The sequence below is a fragment of the Streptomyces sp. SS7 genome (assembly GCF_037993025.1).
In the GTDB taxonomy this organism is placed as follows: Bacteria; Actinomycetota; Actinomycetes; order Streptomycetales; family Streptomycetaceae; genus Streptomyces.
In genome coordinates this window covers 6,850,319-6,867,719 of the sequence record NZ_CP141223.1, presented here as the reverse complement: position 1 = coordinate 6,867,719, position 17,401 = coordinate 6,850,319, and the positions used below count along the sequence as shown (strand labels likewise).

16 protein-coding genes are annotated in these 17,401 nt (G+C 72.7%); 7 read left to right on the top strand and 9 right to left on the bottom strand.

Features of this window, described 5'->3' with window-relative positions; all coding sequences use genetic code 11:
• The first annotated feature begins 38 nt into the window (after nucleotides 1-38).
• Entirely contained in the window at nucleotides 39-914 is an 876-nt protein-coding gene (locus tag U5640_RS31580) for an alpha/beta hydrolase (RefSeq protein WP_340380114.1), read from the top strand.
• Here U5640_RS31580 and U5640_RS31575 read toward each other — a convergent pair.
• Nucleotides 901-2,136 carry a cytochrome P450 gene (locus tag U5640_RS31575; protein ID WP_340380112.1) on the bottom strand — a complete coding sequence of 412 codons (1,236 nt, stop codon included), beginning with the start codon at nucleotides 2,134-2,136 and terminating at the stop codon, nucleotides 901-903. The genes U5640_RS31580 and U5640_RS31575 overlap by 14 nt on opposite strands.
• Before the next feature lie 174 nt (nucleotides 2,137-2,310).
• Between U5640_RS31575 and U5640_RS31570 the strand changes: the two genes are divergently transcribed.
• The gene (locus tag U5640_RS31570; RefSeq protein ID WP_340380110.1) at nucleotides 2,311-3,480 is read left to right on the top strand and encodes a steroid 3-ketoacyl-CoA thiolase; all 1,170 of its coding nucleotides are present in this window, start codon (nucleotides 2,311-2,313) and stop codon (nucleotides 3,478-3,480) included.
• Between the two features lie 217 nt (nucleotides 3,481-3,697).
• Here the strand turns inward: U5640_RS31570 and U5640_RS31565 are convergent, their stop codons facing one another.
• From U5640_RS31565 to U5640_RS31555, 3 genes are all read right to left on the bottom strand, one after another.
• On the bottom strand, nucleotides 3,698-3,928 hold the full coding sequence (locus U5640_RS31565; RefSeq protein ID WP_340380108.1) for a hypothetical protein: 231 nt from the start codon (nucleotides 3,926-3,928) through the stop codon (nucleotides 3,698-3,700).
• 41 nt (nucleotides 3,929-3,969) lie between these two features.
• Entirely contained in the window at nucleotides 3,970-4,515 is a 546-nt protein-coding gene (locus U5640_RS31560; RefSeq protein ID WP_340380106.1) for a hypothetical protein, read from the bottom strand.
• A gap of 83 nt (nucleotides 4,516-4,598) precedes the next feature.
• The gene (locus tag U5640_RS31555; RefSeq protein WP_340380104.1) at nucleotides 4,599-6,650 is read right to left on the bottom strand and encodes a bifunctional glycosyltransferase 87/phosphatase PAP2 family protein; all 2,052 of its coding nucleotides are present in this window, start codon (nucleotides 6,648-6,650) and stop codon (nucleotides 4,599-4,601) included.
• 377 nt (nucleotides 6,651-7,027) lie between these two features.
• Between U5640_RS31555 and U5640_RS31550 the strand changes: the two genes are divergently transcribed.
• Nucleotides 7,028-9,310: a DUF2330 domain-containing protein gene (locus U5640_RS31550; protein ID WP_340380102.1), complete on the top strand. Its 2,283-nt coding sequence runs from the start codon at nucleotides 7,028-7,030 to the stop codon at nucleotides 9,308-9,310.
• A 118-nt stretch (nucleotides 9,311-9,428) separates the two neighbouring features.
• Nucleotides 9,429-10,100, top strand: coding sequence for an O-methyltransferase (locus U5640_RS31545; RefSeq protein ID WP_340380100.1), 672 nt, complete (start codon nucleotides 9,429-9,431; stop codon nucleotides 10,098-10,100).
• A gap of 23 nt (nucleotides 10,101-10,123) precedes the next feature.
• Here U5640_RS31545 and U5640_RS31540 read toward each other — a convergent pair whose 3' ends face one another.
• Entirely contained in the window at nucleotides 10,124-10,516 is a 393-nt protein-coding gene (locus U5640_RS31540; RefSeq protein ID WP_340380098.1) for a hypothetical protein, read from the bottom strand.
• Nucleotides 10,517-10,640: 124 nt separating this feature from the next.
• Between U5640_RS31540 and U5640_RS31535 the strand changes: the two genes are divergently transcribed.
• The gene (locus tag U5640_RS31535; protein WP_340380096.1) at nucleotides 10,641-11,096 is read left to right on the top strand and encodes a DUF1992 domain-containing protein; all 456 of its coding nucleotides are present in this window, start codon (nucleotides 10,641-10,643) and stop codon (nucleotides 11,094-11,096) included.
• Here the strand turns inward: U5640_RS31535 and U5640_RS31530 are convergent.
• Nucleotides 11,060-11,650 (bottom strand): hypothetical protein, encoded by a 591-nt coding sequence (locus tag U5640_RS31530; RefSeq protein ID WP_340380094.1) that lies wholly within the window; start codon nucleotides 11,648-11,650, stop codon nucleotides 11,060-11,062. The two genes, U5640_RS31535 and U5640_RS31530, sit on opposite strands and share 37 nt — an antisense overlap.
• A 6-nt stretch (nucleotides 11,651-11,656) precedes the next feature.
• Complete coding sequence (locus tag U5640_RS31525; protein ID WP_340380092.1) at nucleotides 11,657-12,295, bottom strand: hypothetical protein; 639 nt, start codon at nucleotides 12,293-12,295, stop codon at nucleotides 11,657-11,659.
• Between the two features lie 138 nt (nucleotides 12,296-12,433).
• Here U5640_RS31525 and U5640_RS31520 point away from each other — a divergent pair, with 138 nt between their 5' ends.
• Entirely contained in the window at nucleotides 12,434-12,925 is a 492-nt protein-coding gene (locus U5640_RS31520) for a GNAT family N-acetyltransferase (protein WP_340380090.1), read from the top strand.
• Here the strand turns inward: U5640_RS31520 and U5640_RS31515 are convergent.
• Complete coding sequence (locus U5640_RS31515) at nucleotides 12,918-14,984, bottom strand: MFS transporter (RefSeq protein ID WP_340380088.1); 2,067 nt, start codon at nucleotides 14,982-14,984, stop codon at nucleotides 12,918-12,920. The two genes, U5640_RS31520 and U5640_RS31515, sit on opposite strands and share 8 nt — an antisense overlap.
• 153 nt (nucleotides 14,985-15,137) lie before the next feature.
• Here U5640_RS31515 and U5640_RS31510 point away from each other — a divergent pair, with 153 nt between their 5' ends.
• Complete coding sequence (locus tag U5640_RS31510; RefSeq protein WP_340380086.1) at nucleotides 15,138-16,211, top strand: peptidoglycan-binding domain-containing protein; 1,074 nt, start codon at nucleotides 15,138-15,140, stop codon at nucleotides 16,209-16,211.
• 383 nt (nucleotides 16,212-16,594) lie between these two features.
• Here the strand turns inward: U5640_RS31510 and U5640_RS31505 are convergent, their stop codons facing one another.
• Nucleotides 16,595-17,257: an HAD family hydrolase gene (locus U5640_RS31505; RefSeq protein ID WP_340380084.1), complete on the bottom strand. Its 663-nt coding sequence runs from the start codon at nucleotides 17,255-17,257 to the stop codon at nucleotides 16,595-16,597.
• Between the last annotated feature and the right edge of the window lie 144 nt (nucleotides 17,258-17,401).

Sequence of the window (17,401 nt, the reverse complement as noted above, 5' to 3'; positions counted from 1 at the left end):
CGCACCTAATGGGTGAACCGGCAATGGAAGGATTAGCCGTGCTCGTCTCTCCCGCCCGCACGCTCCACCGCCACCTCGACGTGGACGGGGTCCGCGTCTTCTACCGGGAGTCCGTCCCGGACCGCGCCGACGCGCCCGCACTCCTGCTCCTGCACGGGTTCCCGTCCGGCTCCCACCACTTCCGCCGGCTCATCGACGTACTCGGCGGGCACTACCGGCTGATCGCCCCGGACTATCCGGGCTTCGGCCACACCGAGACCCCCGAGGGCTTCACCTACTCCTTCGACCGCCTGGCCGACATCACGGAGGGCTTCGTGCGGCGCCTCGGTCTGGACCGGTTCGTGATGTACGTCTTCGACTTCGGCGCGCCCGTCGGCTTCCGGATCGCCGAACGCCACCCCGAGTGGATCGCCGGACTGGTCGTCCAGAACGGCAACGCCTACGAGGAGGGCCTCTCGGAGGCGGCCCGCGGTCTCGTCGCGCTCACCCCCGGGGCGCCGGGCGCGGAGGGCGCCGTACGGGGCATGCTCACGCTCGCCGGGACGCGCGGCCAGTACGAGACCGGCGTGCCGGACCCCGAGCTGATCGCACCCGACGGCTGGACCCTGGACCAGCACTTCCTGGACCTGCCGGGCCGCAAGGAGGCCCAGGTCGCGCTGGCCTTCGACTACCGCTCCAACGTCGAGCGGTACGACCGCTGGCAGGCCTGGCTGCGCAAGGACACCCCGCCCGCGCTGATCCTCTGGGGCCGCCACGATCCCTTCTTCCCCGAGCCCGGGGCGCGCGCGTACCTGCGCGACCTGCCCGACGCCGCGCTGCACCTGTTCGACACCGGGCACTTCGCGCTGGAGACCCATCTGCCGGAGATCGCCCCGCTGATCGCCGGCTTCCTGGACCGGCTCAGCCCGCGCTGACCCGCAGCTCCTTCACCCCGTTGATCCAGGCCGACCGCAGCCGGCGCGGATCCTCGACGAGCCGCAGCCCGGGCAGGGCGTCGGCGACCGCGTTGAAGATCAGGTCGATCTCCAGGACGGCGAGCGACTTGCCCAGACAGAAGTGCGGTCCGCCGCCGCCGAACCCGAGGTGGGGGTTGGGGTCCCGGAGCACGTCGAACTCGTCGGGCCGGTCGAACACCTCCGGGTCGTGATTGGCGGAGGCGTAGAAGATCCCGACCCGGTCGCCCTTCCTGATCTGCTTGCCGCCCAGTTCGGTGTCCTGGGTGGCGGTGCGCTGGAAGGAGACGACGGGGGTGGCCCAGCGCACGATCTCCTCGGCGGCGGTCCCGGGCCGGCGCTCCTTGAACAGCTCCCACTGCTCGGGGTGGGTGAGGAAGGCGTGCATCCCGTGCGTGATCGCGTTGCGGGTCGTCTCATTGCCCGCGACGGCGAGCATGAGCACGAAGAACCCGAACTCGTCGGAGTTGAGGTTGCCCTCGTCCGAGGCCGCCACCAGCGTGCTGACGATGTCCTGCGCCGGGCACTGCTTCCGCTCCGCCGCCATGTTCATCGCGTACGCGATCAGCTCGGCGGCGGACTGCTGGCCCACCTCGGCGGTGATGGCGTACTCGGGATCGTCGTACGCGATCATCTTGTTGGACCACTCGAAGATCTTGGCCCGGTCGTCCTGGGGGATGCCGATCAGCTCGGCGATGGCCTGCAGGGGCAGTTCACAGGCGACGGAGGTGACGAAGTCGAAAGGGCCGTCATGGGCGCCGGCGCCCTCGGCGATGGCCCGGGCCCGCTGCCGCAGCCGGTCCTCCAGCCCCCTGATGGCGCGGGGGGTGAAGCCGCGCTGCACGATCTGCCGCACCCGGGTGTGTTCGGGCGGGTCCATGTTGAGCATGATGAACCGCTGGGCGTCGATCGACTCCCGCTGGATGTGCTCGTTGAAACGGATGATCGCGGTGTTGAGGTAGGAGGAGAAGATCTCGGGGTGCGTGGACACGTACTTCACGTCCGCGTGCCGGGTGACGGCCCAGTACCCCTCGTCCTGGAAACCGGCGGCATTGCCCGACTGCGGGATCCAGCGGACCGGTTCGGCGCGCCGCAGCTCGGCGAACTCCGGCAGGGGCACACGGTGTTGCAGCAGGTCGGGGTCGGTGAAGTCGAACCCGTCGGGAAGCGCTGGACAGGGCATCGGCGGCTCCAGCCAGAGGGCAGCTTTTTCTGACGGTTCATCAGAAATAGATTGCCGAGAAGGTAGTTCAGACCACGGAAGGCTGCAAGACCCTTGCGGTGACGCACATCACGTCCGCAGACTGCTCGGAAGAACTAGAACACGTACTAGTTCCTCGGAGGAGGATCCGCACCCATGGCCGCCGAACCCGTGATCGTGGAAGCAGTCCGCACCCCCATCGGCAAGCGCGGCGGCGCGCTGGCCAACCTTCACCCCGCCTACCTCCTGGGTGAGACCTACCGCGAGCTCCTCGGCCGCACCGGCATCCCCGCCGACGCGGTCGAACAGATCGTCGGCGGCACGGTGACCCACGCCGGCGAGCAGTCCATGAACCCGGCCCGCACGGCCTGGCTGTCCATGGGCCTCCCCTACGAGACCCCGGCGACGACGGTCGACTGCCAGTGCGGCTCCTCGCAGCAGGCCTCGCACATGACGGCGAACATGATCGCGGCGGGCGTCATCGACGTCGGCATCAGCTGCGGCGTGGAGGCGATGTCCCGTGTCCCCCTGGGCTCGGGCTCGAAGCACGGCCCGGGCAAGCCGTTCCCGGAGGAGTGGAACGTCGACCTGCCGAACCAGTTCGAGGCGGCGGAACGCATCGCCCGCCACCGGGGCCTGACGAGGAAGGAGGTGGACGAGCTCGGCCTCCTGTCCCAGTCCCGTGCGGCGGTGGCCTGGTCGGAGGAACGCTTCAAGGAGGAGACCTTCGCGGTCCAGGTCCCCACCACCGAGGAGGAACAGGCGTCCGGCCAGGGCATGTGGCGCCTGGTCGACCGGGACGAGGGCCTGCGCGACACGACGGCCGAAGCCCTCGCCGGCCTCAAGCCGATCATGCCGACCGCCGTCCACACGGCCGGCAACTCCTCCCAGATCAGCGACGGCGCGGCAGCGATCATGTGGGCGTCGAAGCGGATGGCGAGGGCGCTGAAGCTGAAGCCGAGGGCCCGCATCGTCGCGCAGACGCTGGTCGGCGCGGACCCGCACTTCCATCTGGACGGCCCGATCGATGCGACGCGGGCGGTGCTCGGCAAGGCCGGCATGTCACTGAAGGACATCGACCTGGTCGAGATCAACGAGGCCTTCGCCTCGGTCGTCCTGTCCTGGGCGAAGGTCTTCGACCAGAACCTCGACAAGGTCAACGTCAACGGCGGCGCCATCGCCCTCGGCCACCCGGTCGGCGCGACGGGCGCCCGCCTCATCACCACGGCCCTGCACGAACTGGAGCGCACGGACAAGGAGTTCGCCCTGATCACGATGTGCGCGGGCGGCGCGGTGGCGACGGGGACGATCATCCAGCGGCTGTAGTCCGGGCGAGGAGGACGGAGAACCCGGCGAGCACGAGCACGACGACCGGACCCGCCGGGTTCTCGGAGTCGCCGGCGGCGACGGCGGAGGGTCTTTTTTTCGGCGATCTCGACGCGGTTGCCGCCCTGGTCGCTGTGGTAGCCGGGCCGACACGACGCAGCGGCGTTCGTGCTCGGCGCTGGTGCCGGCCCAGGACCTGCCGAGGTAGAACTCGCGGTCACCAGCGTGTGGTCCCCGGCCGGGGACGGAGCCGCAGGACGGGTACGCGCCGACCTGGGCGTTCTCGATCCAGTGGCTCGCCCTCCAGGGCGGACTCCAGCACATGCTTGGTCGACTGTTGCAGCAGGCCGCCCTCACCGGCGGGCTTCTCCCCACCGGCGACCAGCCCGTCATCCACGGCGCTCGTCGCACCCAGAGCGGCCTCCCCGGCCCCGATGTCACTCGTCACGTCATCCATCAACTTCGGCTTCGAGCTGGGGAGTCGCTTCACTACTGAAGCTTCATGCCCTTGGGTGAGGTGAGGCCTTTGTCGGGGTGGGCGCGGAACGTGGCTGTCCAGACGGTGGGTGAGCAGGATGTGCCGTCGGGATGCTGCTCCGTCAGCCTGGCCCGGGTGCTGTCCTCGACGACCGTGTCACCGCTCTTCACCGAGGTTGCGATGAGCTGCACTGGCACGATGGACGCACCGATGTCGTCGCGGAGCGGGACCGGCAGCGTCGCGAACGGGTCGTCGGGGCTGCCCGATGTCCGTTCCTTGCAGGTGCCGTTCACGCACAGCCGGATCCTCACCGCGTCTTGGCCGCCGAAGTCGGCGGGCCGCCACACGACGGCGACCTGGGAATCCGCGTCGGCCTGGGGACACGAAGCGTCCTGGCCGAGGAGTGCGCATCCGGTCAAGGACACCGCCAGCAGCGGCACGAGAAGAACTCGGCGCATTCGGTACCTCGCTACCGTGCCGGGGAACACGGGGCCGCCGGAGTCACCCTTGATGATGCAGGATCCGGATGTCTTCTTGGCGGTGACCAGCGCCGCCATCCCCCAGGGCCTGCTCGAACTGGCTTGCAGCCTCATATGCCTCCGCCGCCTGGGCACCTCATTCTGAAACGATCAGTTAGGCGTCAGCCGCTCGGGGTCGGTTGTTTGGGTGCCGGGAGCGTGTTCGTGTGGGTCGGGAGGTCGGTCGTGCGGGCGCGGGGGCCCATCAGGGCGTACGACAGGCCGAAGCCGGCGAGGACGACCGCCGCGCCGCCTGCCGCGTCGAGGACCCAGTGGTTGCCCGTCGCGACGATCGCCGAGACGGTGAAGAAGGGGTGCAGGATGCCGAGGGCCTTCATCCACCAGCGGGGGGCGACGATCGCGATGACCAGCCCGCACCACAGGGACCAGCCGAAGTGGAGGGACGGCATCGCCGCGTACTGGTTGGTCAGCGCGGTGAGGGTGCCGTAGTCGGGCTTGGAGAAGTCCTGGACGCCGTGGACCGTGTCGATGATGCCGAGCGCGGGCATCAGGCGCGGCGGGGCCAGCGGGTAGAGCCAGAAGCCGACCAGGGCCAGCAGGGTCGCGAAGCCGAGGGACGCGCGGGCCCAGCGGTAGTCGACCGGGCGGCGCCAGTACAGGACGGCGAGGACGGTCAGCGGGACGACGAAGTGGAAGGACTCGTAGTAGAAGTCGAAGAAGTCGCGGAGCCAGTCGACGCCCACCACCCAGTGGTTGACCGTGTGCTCGATGTCGATGTGCAGGAAGCGTTCGAGGTCGAGGATCTGCTGGCCGTGGGCCTCCGCGCGGACCCGGCCCGCGGAGTTCGAGCCGCCCGTCGCCGCCAGCCGGACCTGCTGGTAGGCCGCGTAGGTGACGCGGATCAGCAGCAGTTCGAGGAGGAGGTTCGGACGGGTCAGGACGCGCTTGAGGAACGGCAGCAGCGGGACCCCGCGCAGCCGTGCGGGGACCGGGGGCGCGTACTCGGTGGGGATCGGGGCGCGGTAGTAGGGCGAGGTGCGGGAGAGGAACGGGACGACCGTCGCCGCGGCGATGGCCGCCAGCAGGACAGCGTTGTCCCGCAGCGGGTAGAGCGCCGGCATGTTCGGCAGCATCATGCGTGCCGGGAGGGTCATGACGAGGACGACGGCGACCGGCCAGACGTACCGGTCGGAGGCGCGCTTGCCGACGCGTCCCACCACCGCGAGCAGCACCCACAGCAGCTGGTGCTGCCAGGTCGTCGGGGAGACCGCGATCGCCGCGCAGCCGGTGAGCGCCACCGCCAGCAGGAGCTGTCCGTCGCGCGCGTAGCGGACCGCCCGGCGCACGCCGAGGACGGCGACGGCCGCGCCGAGCGCGAGGAACAGGCCGATCTCCAGCGGGCCGGTCAGGCCGAGGCGCAGCAGGGCGCCGTGCAGGGACTGGTTGGCGAGGGCGTCCGCACTGCCGCCGAGGCCGACCCCCGCCATGTGGTGCACCCAGTAGGTGTACGAGTCGTGCGGCATCGCCGCCCAGGCGAGCGCGGTGAGCCCGGCGAACGTCGCACCGGTCGCGGCGGCGGCCCGGCGGCGGCCGGTGAACCACAGCAGGGCCGCGAAGAGCAGCACCGTGGGCTGGAGCGCGGCCGCCACGCCGATCAGCGCGCCGCCCGCCTTCTGGCCCCGTACGACGAAGCAGCCGAGCAGCACCAGCAGCACCGGGATGATGCTGGTCTGGCCCAGCCAGAGGGTGTTGCGCACCGGCAGCGACAGCATGAGCAGGCTGATCGCGACGGGCGCGGCGAGCAGGGACGTACGTCTGCTCACCGGCTGCGGCAGGGCGCGCGCGGCCACCAGGCCGAGGGCGGCGACCAGGAGCAGCGTGCCGAAGGTCCAGCCCCAGCCGAGGGCCTGTTCCGCCGCCTTGGTGAGCGGCTTGAGGACGAGTCCCCCGAAAGGGGTGCCCGTGAAGCGCGTGGAGTCGTAGAGCGAGCCGTTGACGTGCAGGACGCCGTTCGGTCCGACCCAGGTCTCCAGGTCCGTCAGCCGTTCCCCGCGCGGGGTGCCGAGGACGACGGCCACCTGGCGTACGGCGAGGACCGCCGCGAGCATCCAGAGGCCCAGACGGGCCGCGCGCAGACGTGCCGCCCTCGCCGTGCCGACCGCCGTCGCCCCGAAGGCCTCCGCCGGTCGCCCACTGTGCTCCGCATTCGCCACGCCTCGTCGGCCTCCCGCCCCGTGCGTCCCACGCGTCGTCGCGTGGGTGTGTCCTGAACGAACCCTATGAGGCTCGAGCCGCCCCCGGAGAGAGACGCAGGCCATCCCCGCTTCACCTGACGTCGACTCTCCTTTTGTCCGGAAGACGATAGTGCGCCGGGGGCGAGGTTGCCTCCGCAGGGCGCGATGTGGGTCACAGCACGGCCGGAACTGGCACTTCGCACGAACGGAACGCCCGCTTCAGCCGTACCGTCGTACGCCCGTACGACACTGAGGGCAGCGGTTCGGCTGCGTGCGGTGAAGAGGGCGGCGGCGGGCATTGACCGGCATCGGCGGACGGCGACGGACGGCGACGGACCCACGGAGGGCTGCGGCACATGGGCGGCTTGGTCGGCACGATCGGTTCACCGAGGGAGCGCGGAAGAGCGCGCGCGGAGCGGCGGAGCGTCGGGGCACGGCCGCACGCTCGCGTCCTCGCCGTCCTCCTGGCGCTGCTGGCGCTCCAGCTCGGCTCGCTCGTCGCGCCGGCGCACGCCTGCGCCTGCGGTGCGCTCGTCCCGGCCGACGGCCGGCAGCTCGCGGTCGGCCGGGAGGTGTCCGTGGTGCGCTGGGACGGCAGGCAGGAGCAGATCGTGATGAGCCTGCGGGTCGGCGGCGACGCCGAGCGGGCCGCCTGGATCATGCCGGTTCCGCACGCGGCGACGGTGGAGCTCGGGGACGCGGAGCTGTTCGACCAGCTGGCCGCCGCCACCGCCCCCGTGCAGCGCACCCGCACCCACTTCTGGCCGCAGGACGGCGACTGGCCGCTGACCGCCGGGGACGGCCGGGGCGGCCCGCCGCGCCCGCCGCGCGGCAACGGCGGAGGCAGCGGCGGCAGCGAGGTGGGCGTGGTCGGACGGGAGCGGCTCGGGCCGTTCGACGTGGCCCGGCTGACCGCCGCCGATCCCGCGGCGCTGGGCGGCTGGCTGAGCGCGAACGGCTTCGCGCTCCCGGCCCGCCTGGAGAGCGCGCTACGGCCGTACGCCGAGCGGCGGTGGGAGTACGTCGCCGTCAAGCTGGCTCCCGAGACCGCCGGCGGGGTCCTCGGCGGCGAGCTCCAGCCGTTGCGCGTCACCTTCGCGGCCGACGCCCCCGTCTACCCGATGTGGCCGTCCCGGCTCGCGGCCGCACCGCAGTCGCTGGGCCTCTACGTCCTCGCCGCGCACCGCATGGAACCGGCGTCCCGGATCGGCGGCGAGCGGCCCCGCGTCACCTTCGCGGGCCGGGTCGGCGCCTCGGCCGGCGGCCGTCTCGGTGAGCTGGCCCGGGGCACGCCGTTCCTGACGGCCGTCGCCCAGGAGTTCCCGCGCCCGGCGACGATCTCGGGGGACCACGAGCTGCGCCGGGCGCCCACCGACACGACGTTCCGGCAGGCGATCTACGAGGACCGGCTGCTCAGGGTGCTGGGCATACCGGTGTGGCTCCTGACGGTGATCGCCGGCCTCGTCGCGACCGCCGCGGCGTCGATCACCCTGGCCCTCCGCAGACGCCACCCCCACCGATCCCCCCAACCGGGCCCACGCCACGCGTCGGGGCACCATGCGGCAGGCGGGGGCGGGGCGCCGGAGGGAGTGTCTGGTGCAGCGGGGGAAGTACCGGAGGGAGTGTCTGGTGCGGGGCTGGGTGGGGCGCCCGGTGCGGGGGCGGGCGGGGCGTCCGGGGCGGGGGCGGGCGGGGCGTCCGGGGCGGGGACGGACGGGGCTTCCCGGGGGGCGCAGGGCGGGACGCCCGGTCGGGTGCCGGGTACGGGCCCGGACGGGGCGATGGCCGGGGCTGCGAGCCGGAGGCCGGGCGAGACCCTGCGGGCGGATCTCGGCGGAACGCCCGGTGCGGCGCAGGCCAAGACGCCTGGGCGGATCCCGGGTACCGCCCCGGGCGGCGCGACGGGCCCGGCTCCGAGTCAAACGCCGGGCGAGGCGCCCCGGGCGGGGCAGGCCGGGACTCCTGGTCAAGCACCAGGTGCGGCCCCCGGCGGGCCGATGCACGGGGCTCCGAGCGACATGTCGGACGAGGCAGGGACGGGCGGGGTGGCTGGTTTCGGGGTGGGCAGGGTGGTGCGGTGGTGGGGCGGTGCTCGGGCGTGGTCGAGGCGGCGGGCCGTCTCGGTCGTGTCTCCGGTGCCCCGCACCCGGCCCACCGCGGCCGGTGTCCCTCAGGTGCCCCCGATGCCCGCGGCCCGCCCCACCGCGACCCGTGTCCCTCAGGTGCCTCCCATGCCCACGGCTCACCCCGCCGCACCCGGCGGGCCCCCGAGGCCGACCGCGCCCCCCGTTCCCCCCGTTCCCCCCATGCCGCCCATGCCGCCCATGCCGCCCGTCCCGCAGCCGGTTGCGCAGCCCCGGGCGGCCGCGCGTCACGCGCAGTCCGCGCAACGGCCGCAGCGGTCGCGTCGGTCGCAGTGGTCGCAGTGGTCGCAGTGGTCGCAGTGGTCGCAGTGGTCTCAACGAGTCCTTCCGGGGCAGGGCCGGCAGAATCCCCCGTCGCCTCCTCCCCCGCCGCTCCGGCCGCCGACCGCGCACGAGACCCACGCCGCCGCCGCACGCCCACCCGGCACGCCCCCGCACTCCCCCACGCCCCCGAAGCCCTTCACCCTCCCGGTGATGCCTGGGCCGAACGGGTGAATTCGTGGGGCGGGAAAACGGAGCGGGCCCGCTGGGCGGGAACCCGGGCGCGGCGGGGCGCGTTGACAGGACCGGTCAACGGTTCTGACCAGTCGCAGGCACACGGGAGGCAGAGCGCATGAGCGAGTCGCAGGTCTGGGAGGCCGTCGACGCCTACTTCACCGACCACCTCGCCCCGGACGACGAGGTGACCTCGGCCGCCTTGCGCGACAGCGAGGCCGCCGGACTCCCCGGCATCAACGTCACGGCGAACCAGGGCAAGCTGCTCCAGCTGCTCGCCGAGATCCAGGGCGCGCGGACGATCCTGGAGATCGGCACCCTCGGCGGCTACAGCACGATCTGGCTGGCCCGCGCGCTGCCCGCCGACGGCCGGCTGATCTCGCTGGAGTACGACCCCCGGCACGCGGAGGTCGCCGTCCGCAACATCGCCCGCGCGGGCCTGGACAAGGTGGTGGAGGTGCGGGTCGGCGCCGCCCTGGAGTCGCTGCCCCGGCTGGCCGACGAGAACCCGCCGCCGTTCGACCTGGTCTTCATCGACGCCGACAAGGCCAACAACCCCCACTACCTGGAATGGGCGCTGAGACTCACCAGCACGGGCAGCCTGATCGTCGTGGACAACGTCGTCCGCGGCGGCCGGGTGGTCGACGCGGGCAGCACCGAAGGGGACGTCCGGGGCACCCGCGCCGCGATCGAACTGATCGGTTCCCACCCCCGGCTCAGCGGGACCGCGGTCCAGACGGTGGGGGCCAAGGGCTACGACGGTTTCGCGCTGGCCCGCGTCCTGGCGTAGCCCCTCCGGCGGCCGGGGACCGGCTACATCTCGTGGTAGAAGCCCACGTTGACGCTGCGCGGCCCGGTGCGGTCGACGACGACGATCTCACCGGAGCCGCCGCGCGGCAGCGGCACCGTGCCGCCGTACGCGACCTGCTGGGCGTACTCCCCGACGAGCAGCCGCACTTCGGAGGACGGCTCGTCCTGCGAGCCGCGCAGCCAGGAGACCTGCCAGGTGCCCTCGGGGCCGCACAGGAACTCCAGGTGCACCCGGGAGACGAACAGCCAGTCCTCGGGCGTCACGAGACGGCACACGGACTTGTCCCGGCCCACCCGCAGCACGGCGCCCGGGTCACTGGGCGCGTCGGCCATGAGCATGCCGGCCGTGGCACCCTCTTCCGTCCCGGAGACGGTGGCCATGGTGAGTTCGAGCACATGCGCTCCTTCATGAAGCCGTGACGCGACGGCTGGATGACGACTGGAAAAGCCGCTGAACAGTGTTTGCACAGCGGCGGCATGATAAATCGCCCGGCCCGGTCACGTCCGGCACAATGGAGGCATGACCGAGCGAAAGCCACCGGGTGTCCCGTTCGAGTCGTGGGTCGACAAACAGATCCGTGACGCCGAACGGCGTGGGGAGTTCGATCAACTGCCGGGCGCGGGGAAGCCGTTGCCGCCGGGCACCGACACCACGTACGACGAACTGTGGTGGATCAAGGGCAAGATGGCCCGGGAGGGGCTGTCGGTGCTGCCTCCGACGCTCGCCCTGCGCAAGGAGGCGGAGGACGCCCTCGCGGCGGCGTACGCGGCGCCCTCGGAGCGCATCGTCCGGAAGATCATCACGGACGTCAACGTCAAGCTCCGGGACATGATGTTCAAGCCACCGCCCGGCCCCCCGCTGGGCATGAAGCCGTACGACGTCGAAGCGGTCGTACGGGAGTGGCGGGAGCGCCGGGCGGCGACGGATCGGGCGACGGATCAGACGTGCAGGAGCCGCTCCGACAGTTCGCGGTAGTCGCGCAGGGCCAGCCGCAGCTGTTCGGTGTCCGGTGCGGTCGCCTCGCTCTCCCTGTCTGCGGGCTGCCACGAGCCGCGCAGGGTGCGGCGACGGCGGTTCACCGCGTCGGTGACGCGCTCGGCGAGTTCCTCCAGTACGTGGTCGGCCTCCGCGACGGCGTCCCGGGGTCCGTCCACGAATCCGACGACCGCGTGCCGCATCCGCGAGGCGAGCTCGTCGCACTCCTCCTGCGGCAGCAACGCCTCGGCCCGCGCGGGCGAGGTCCCTTCGGTCGCCTTCGTGGTCCCGGCGGTCCCGGCGGTCCCGGCGGTCCCGGCGGTCCCAGTGGTCCCTCTGGCCGCTCCCGTCCCCGTCGTCGTCTCTGCCGTCTCTGCCGTCCTTGCTGTCCCTCCGGAACCTGCCGTCTCGGACCGCCGGTCCGTCGGGGCGGGCGCGGTGGTGCGGGAGCGCACCGCCGCCCGTGCCTTCTCCAGCGGGGTGAGCGGCCGCCGGTTCTCCGCGTCCTGCGCGTCCCGCGCCTCCCGCGAGGCGTCCTGGCTCATGTCGGTCATCGCGTCTCACGCTTCCTTCGTCTGGCGCCGGTGCCGGCGGGGCCGGCCCAGCAGGTCGTCGAAGAGGGCGCGGGCCTCGACCATCGCGGCCCGCAGGTCCTCCGTGCCGGGCGCGGAGCTGTGCCGCTCGACCGACGTCGGGTCCGCCACGGCGGCTCCCCCGCCGCCCCCGACACCGGCCCGCGCCCCCGCCGCCGCGCGGTGCACGCGCCGGTAGCCGTGGACGTGGTCGGCGTGGTGGACGGTGAGCGCGGCGAGCTGGTCCTCGTACCGGGTGCCGTCCGGGAAGCCGCGGGCGCCGGCCACCTCGGCGAGGAGCCGGTCGGCCTCGGCGACCGCCTCCCGCGGGGAGTCGACGAACCGCTCCTGCGCGGCCGTCCAGCGGCTCTCGAACCGCTCGCGCTCGGCGGCTTCCAGCGGCCGTTCACGCAGCCCGCCATGCCGCTCCACGAGCCCGCCGAGTTCCCGCTCGGCCGCCTTGACGTCTCCGTCGTGCCGGGCCACGGCCCGGTCGTACTCGGGCCCGAAGCGCTGCTTCAGGCTCCGTCCGCCGTGCGCGCCCCGGGCCCGCACGACCAGGATCGCCGCCACGGCGACGACGGCCGCCGCGGCCACGATCAGAGCGATGATCACGCCTGTGGACATGGTTGCCTTCCGGTGTGTCGGCCCCACGGGCCGGTTCTCGTTCCGGGTTGCCCGTCGAACCCCTCCCAAACGGGTGCGCTCCGGGGGCTGGGCAAAACGGGTTGCGCGCCCCGCGCACGGTCTCCGCAGAATGAGCGGATGACCTGGACCGTAGCCCCGGAACCCGCCGACTCCGCCGTCGCCGTCGCCCTCTGGCGGGAGTACTACACGGAGGTCAGCGACCGCTGGTACCTGCTGCACGAGGGCCACCGCACCGCCCCCGGCGAGCTGGAGCGGGAGATCGCCGCCCGGACCTGGGCGGAACTGACCCCGCCGGGCGGCCGGTTGCTGGTGGGGCGGTACGACGGTGAGCCGGGCGGCTGCGCGGGCGTGCTGCTGCTCGACGCGGCGACCGCCGAGCTGAAGCGGGTGTTCGTACGGGAGGGGCTGCGCGGGAAGGGCGGGGCACCGCTGCTGGTGCGGGCCGCCGAGGACGCCGCCCGCGCCCTCGGTGCCACCCGGATGATCCTGGACACCCGCAGCGACCTGGTCGAGGCACGGGCCCTGTACGCGCGGCTGGGCTACACGGAGACCGCACGGCACAACGACGACCCGTACGCCGAGCACTGGTTCACCAGGCGGCTCATCTGATCCCGGGCTCCGGCCGTCCCTCGTGCGGCTGCTCGCGGTCGGAGCCGCACAGCTCGTCGTTGAGCTCCCTGACCAGCTGCACCAGGTCGGTGGGCCGGTCGGGGCCCCACCAGTCGCCGAGCAGCTCCGCCAGCGACTGCTCCCGTACCCGGGCCAGGTCCTCGGCGACCTCGCGGCCCCGCGGGGTGAGCCGCAGGTCCAGTCCCTGACGTACGGCGAGCCGCCGTTCCTCGACCTGCCGGGCGGCCTCGATGACCACCGGGAAGGGGACGGTGGTCCGCTCGGCGAGCACGCCCGGCTCGACGCTGCCGTACCGCTTCATCCGCAGCAGCAGCCAGCTCGCGGCCGGCAGGAGGTCGTGTCCGGCGCGGGCGGTGATCGTGCGGTAGACCTCGCGGCGGCCGTCGCGGGTGCCGAGGACGGACAGCGCCCGGCACACCTCGTCGTAGGAGGACCGTTCGACGGGGTTGCTGGCGAGGGTCTCGGTGACGTCGGGCGCGGTGACCGAGCCGCGCAGCGGGTCCTCCTTCAGGAACCAGGCCAGGACGAAGCCGAGGAGGGCGACGGGGGCGGCGTACAGGAAGACGTCGGTGATGGCGGACGCGTACGCGTGCAGGGCCTGCGGCTGGAGGGAGGAGGGCAGGCCGGCGATGTCGCGCGGGTCGGACTCCAGGCCCCGCACCGAGAGACCGGAGGGCAGGTCGGCGCCCCGGAACGCGTCGGTGAGCTTGTCGCCGAGGCCGTGGGCGAAGACCGTGCCGAAGACGGCGACGCCGAAGGAGGCGCCGATGGAGCGGAAGAAGGTGGCGCCGGAGGTGGCGACGCCGAGGTCCGCGTAGGCGACCGCGTTCTGCACGATGAGGACGAGGACCTGCATGACCAGGCCGAGCCCCAGCCCGAAGACGAAGAAGCAGGTGCTCATCTCGCCCGTAGAGCTGTTCTCGTCGAGCTGATGAAGCAGGAGCAGGCCGATCGTGGTGACGCCGGTGCCGAGGACCGGGAAGACCTTCCAGCGGCCGGTGCGGCTGACGATCTGTCCGGAGCCGGTGGACGACAGCAGCATCCCGGCCACCATCGGCAGCATGTGCACCCCGGACATGGTCGGGGAGACGCCGTGCACGACCTGGAGGAAGGTCGGCAGATAGGTCAGCGCGCCGAACATCGCGAAGCCGACGATGAAGCTGATGACGGCGGAGAGCGTGAAGGTGCGGATACGGAAGAGCTTGAGCGGCAGGACGGGTTCGGCGGCCCGCCGCTCCACGGCCACGAACACGGTGGCGAGGGCGACGCCGAGCACCGCGAGTCCGACGATCTGCGGCGAGGCCCAGTCCCAGGTGGTGCCGCCGAGCGAGGCGACCAGGACCAGACAGGTGGCGACGGAGGCGATGAGGAGGGTGCCGAGGTAGTCGATGACGTGCCGGGTCCCCTTGCGCGGGATGTGCAGGACGGTCGCGATGACGGCGAGCGCGACGACGCCGACGGGCAGGTTGACGTAGAACACCCAGCGCCAGCTCAGATGCTCGGTGAACAGGCCGCCCAGCAGCGGGCCGAGGACACTGGTGGTGCCGAACACCGCGCCGAACAGGCCCTGGTAGCGGCCGCGTTCGCGGGGCGGGACGATGTCGCCGACGATCGCCATCGACAGCACCATCAACCCGCCGCCGCCGAGCCCCTGGAGCGCCCGGAAGGCGATCAGCTGGGGCATGTTTTGCGCCATTCCGCAGAGGGCCGAACCGATGAGGAAGAGCACGATCGCGGCCTGGAAGAGTTTCTTGCGCCCGTACTGGTCGCCGAGTTTGCCCCACAGCGGGGTCGCGGCCGTCGACGCGAGCATGTACGCGGTGACGACCCAGCTCAGATGCTCGAGACCGCCCAGGTCGCTGACGATGGTGGGCAGGGCGGTGGACACGATCGTCTGGTCCAGGGCGGCGAGGAGCATGCCGAGCAGGAGGGCGCCGATGGAGACGAGGACGTTTCCGGACACGTGTTCCTCACGTGGATCCGCGGTCCTGCTGTGCGCGTCCAAGGCCATGGATACCTCCTGAGGCTGTCGTGCCATGTCCATCGTGATCGGTGTGACCGGTTATGGCCTCCCGAGTCCTCGCGGGCACCGAGGGAAAACCCGACGGCACGCGGCATTCCCGGGCGGGCCGAGTCGGCCGTGTGGAGGATCTGCATAGACTCGGGAGTTCTCAGGGGGAGGAACGAACACGTGAGCGATCGGACGGGTTGGCCGGGGCGACCGGGGCCGCCGCACGGGCACCCGTGCCCCGAGTGCGGGGCGCTGCGCGCACCCGACAACACCCCGTCCTGCACCTGCGCCCGGCGTGCGTCCGACGCCCTGCGCGACACCCGTACGGCGGAAGCGGCCGCGGCGGAGGACTTCGACCCGCTGCGGATACGGCCGTACGTCGAGCTGGAGGGAACGGCCGGTCGGCCGGGGGCCGGACGGGCCGGGACGGGGAACGCCGTCGAGGCGACCATGCCCTTGCGGGCGGTGCCGGGCGCGGAGGGGACCGCGCCGCCGGGAGCCGGGCGCGCCTCGTCCGACGCAACGATGCGGCTCCAGCGGATCGTGCCCGGGCCGCGGCCGTTCCGGCGGGGTCCGTCGGCAGGTGAGCCCGGTGGCGCCGAGGCGGCGGGCCGGCCCGGTCCGGGGGACGAGGAGCCGGTGCGGGGGCGGCGACGGCGTGCCCTGGTGATCGCGGCCACCGGTGCCGCCGTGGCGGTGGTGGCCGCGGCCGGGTTCGCGAGCGGTCTGTTCACCTACGAGAAGCCGACGCGGGACGGGGCCGCCCCGGAGGACGTACGGGCCTCCGTGCCCGACTCCGCGACGAGCGCGCCCTCCACGTCCGCCCCGCGCGACTCGGTCTCCCCCTCGGAGTCGAGCGCCCCGCCGCCGGCCGCGCACAGCGAGCGCCCCTCGCCGACCCCCGCGGAGTCGAGCGCCTCTCCCTCGGCCGCACCCTCGGCCACGGCGAGCACGACGGTCCCCACGGCCCGCGCCACCGCCACCATCGGGGCCGACCGTCAGGCCGACGACGGCCGGCAGACCATCGTCACGCCTGTCCTGCGGCTGGGCGACAAGGGTGACGAGGTCACCGAACTCCAGCTGCGGCTCGGCCAGTTGTCCCTCTACGACGGCGAGGCGAACGGCACCTTCACCACCGAGGTGGAAACCGCCGTGCGCACCTACCAGTGGACTCGCGGCCTCCAGGAGGACGAGCTGGGCGTCTACGGCGCGGCAACGAGGGCAAGCCTGGAGTCGGAAACCAAGGAGCCGTAGAGCGAGGGGACCACGGCGATCACCGGGTCGGCGCGAGAACGGCGGGCCCGCGGCGACCACCGGACCCGAGCGAGAACGGCCGGACCCGAGCGATCATCAGGCCCGAGCGAAAACGGCCGGACCTCACCCGCACCGGACGCCGCGAGCTTCCCGGCAAACCCTTCCGGTCACGGCACTGGGGGGTGTTGCGAAAGTCCCGCACAGCACCCACGGCGCCCGGCACGCTCCCCGGAGGGGGCACCCCCACTCGCCGCACCGGCCGAAACCCCAAGTACGTCCAGTACGAGGGCTTTCGTCCGGCACTCCCCCAGCCTTCGGCCGGGGGGACCCCCAGAGCACGCACCGGACACCGCGGGCACCGCACAGGACTTTCGCAACACCCCCTAGCCCACGTGAATCCGCACCCCGCCCGCCCCCGGCTCCCCCCGCTCCACCCGCACCTCGCGCAGGTCGCGCACCACCGCATCCGGCCCGTGCAGTCCGGCCCGGGCGCCCACGCCCACCACGCGCATTCCGGCGGCGCGCCCGGACTCGATGCCGGCCCCGGAGTCCTCGAACACCACGCAGTCCCCGGGTGCGATCCCGAGTTCGGCCGCGCCCTTGAGGAAGCCCTCGGGGTCCGGCTTGCTCGCCCCCACCGACTCCGCCGTGATCCGCAGCGCGGGCAGCGGCAGCCCCGCCGCCGCCATCCGTGCCGTGGCCAGCGGTACGTCCGCCGAGGTGACCAGCGCGTGCGGCACGCCCTGCGCGATCAGGGAGGCGAGGAACTCCGGTGCGCCCGGCACCGGCACCACACCGTCCAGATCGGCGGTCTCCTCCGCCAGCATGCGCGCGTTGTCCGCGAAGTTCTGCTCCATGGGCCGGCCGGGCAGCAGTTCGGCCATCGAGGCGTGCCCCTGGCGGCCGTGGACCACCTGCATGACCTCGTCGCCGTCCAGCCCGTGCCGCTCGGCCCAGCGCCGCCAGATGCGCTCGACGACGGCGTCGGAGTTCACCAGGGTGCCGTCCATGTCGAGCAGCAGGGCACGGGCGGACAGGACCGGCATGAGCAGCTCCCCACGAAAGCGTCGTACGAGACAAGGCGGCCCCGCCCGCCGGTCAGGGAAAACGAGCGGGAGCCACTTTGTTCACCCACGGTACAAAACAAGGGGCGCCCACCGCCACCCGCCGCGGAAAGCGTTCACCGAGCG

What these genes read in the sequence shown, in the direction of transcription:
- U5640_RS31530 (WP_340380094.1), bottom strand. Translation starts at nt 11,650, where the DNA reads ATGACCGACATGAGCCAGGACGCCTCGCGGGAGGCGCGGGACGCGCAG.
- U5640_RS31570 (WP_340380110.1), top strand. Translation starts at nt 2,311, where the DNA reads ATGGCCGCCGAACCCGTGATCGTGGAAGCAGTCCGCACCCCCATCGGC.
- U5640_RS31535 (WP_340380096.1), top strand. Translation starts at nt 10,641, where the DNA reads ATGACCGAGCGAAAGCCACCGGGTGTCCCGTTCGAGTCGTGGGTCGAC.
- U5640_RS31505 (WP_340380084.1), bottom strand. Translation starts at nt 17,257, where the DNA reads ATGCCGGTCCTGTCCGCCCGTGCCCTGCTGCTCGACATGGACGGCACC.
- U5640_RS31575 (WP_340380112.1), bottom strand. Translation starts at nt 2,136, where the DNA reads ATGCCCTGTCCAGCGCTTCCCGACGGGTTCGACTTCACCGACCCCGAC.
- U5640_RS31545 (WP_340380100.1), top strand. Translation starts at nt 9,429, where the DNA reads ATGAGCGAGTCGCAGGTCTGGGAGGCCGTCGACGCCTACTTCACCGAC.
- U5640_RS31520 (WP_340380090.1), top strand. Translation starts at nt 12,434, where the DNA reads ATGACCTGGACCGTAGCCCCGGAACCCGCCGACTCCGCCGTCGCCGTC.
- U5640_RS31525 (WP_340380092.1), bottom strand. Translation starts at nt 12,295, where the DNA reads ATGTCCACAGGCGTGATCATCGCTCTGATCGTGGCCGCGGCGGCCGTC.
- U5640_RS31560 (WP_340380106.1), bottom strand. Translation starts at nt 4,515, where the DNA reads ATGGCGGCGCTGGTCACCGCCAAGAAGACATCCGGATCCTGCATCATC.
- U5640_RS31515 (WP_340380088.1), bottom strand. Translation starts at nt 14,984, where the DNA reads ATGGCACGACAGCCTCAGGAGGTATCCATGGCCTTGGACGCGCACAGC.
- U5640_RS31550 (WP_340380102.1), top strand. Translation starts at nt 7,028, where the DNA reads ATGGGCGGCTTGGTCGGCACGATCGGTTCACCGAGGGAGCGCGGAAGA.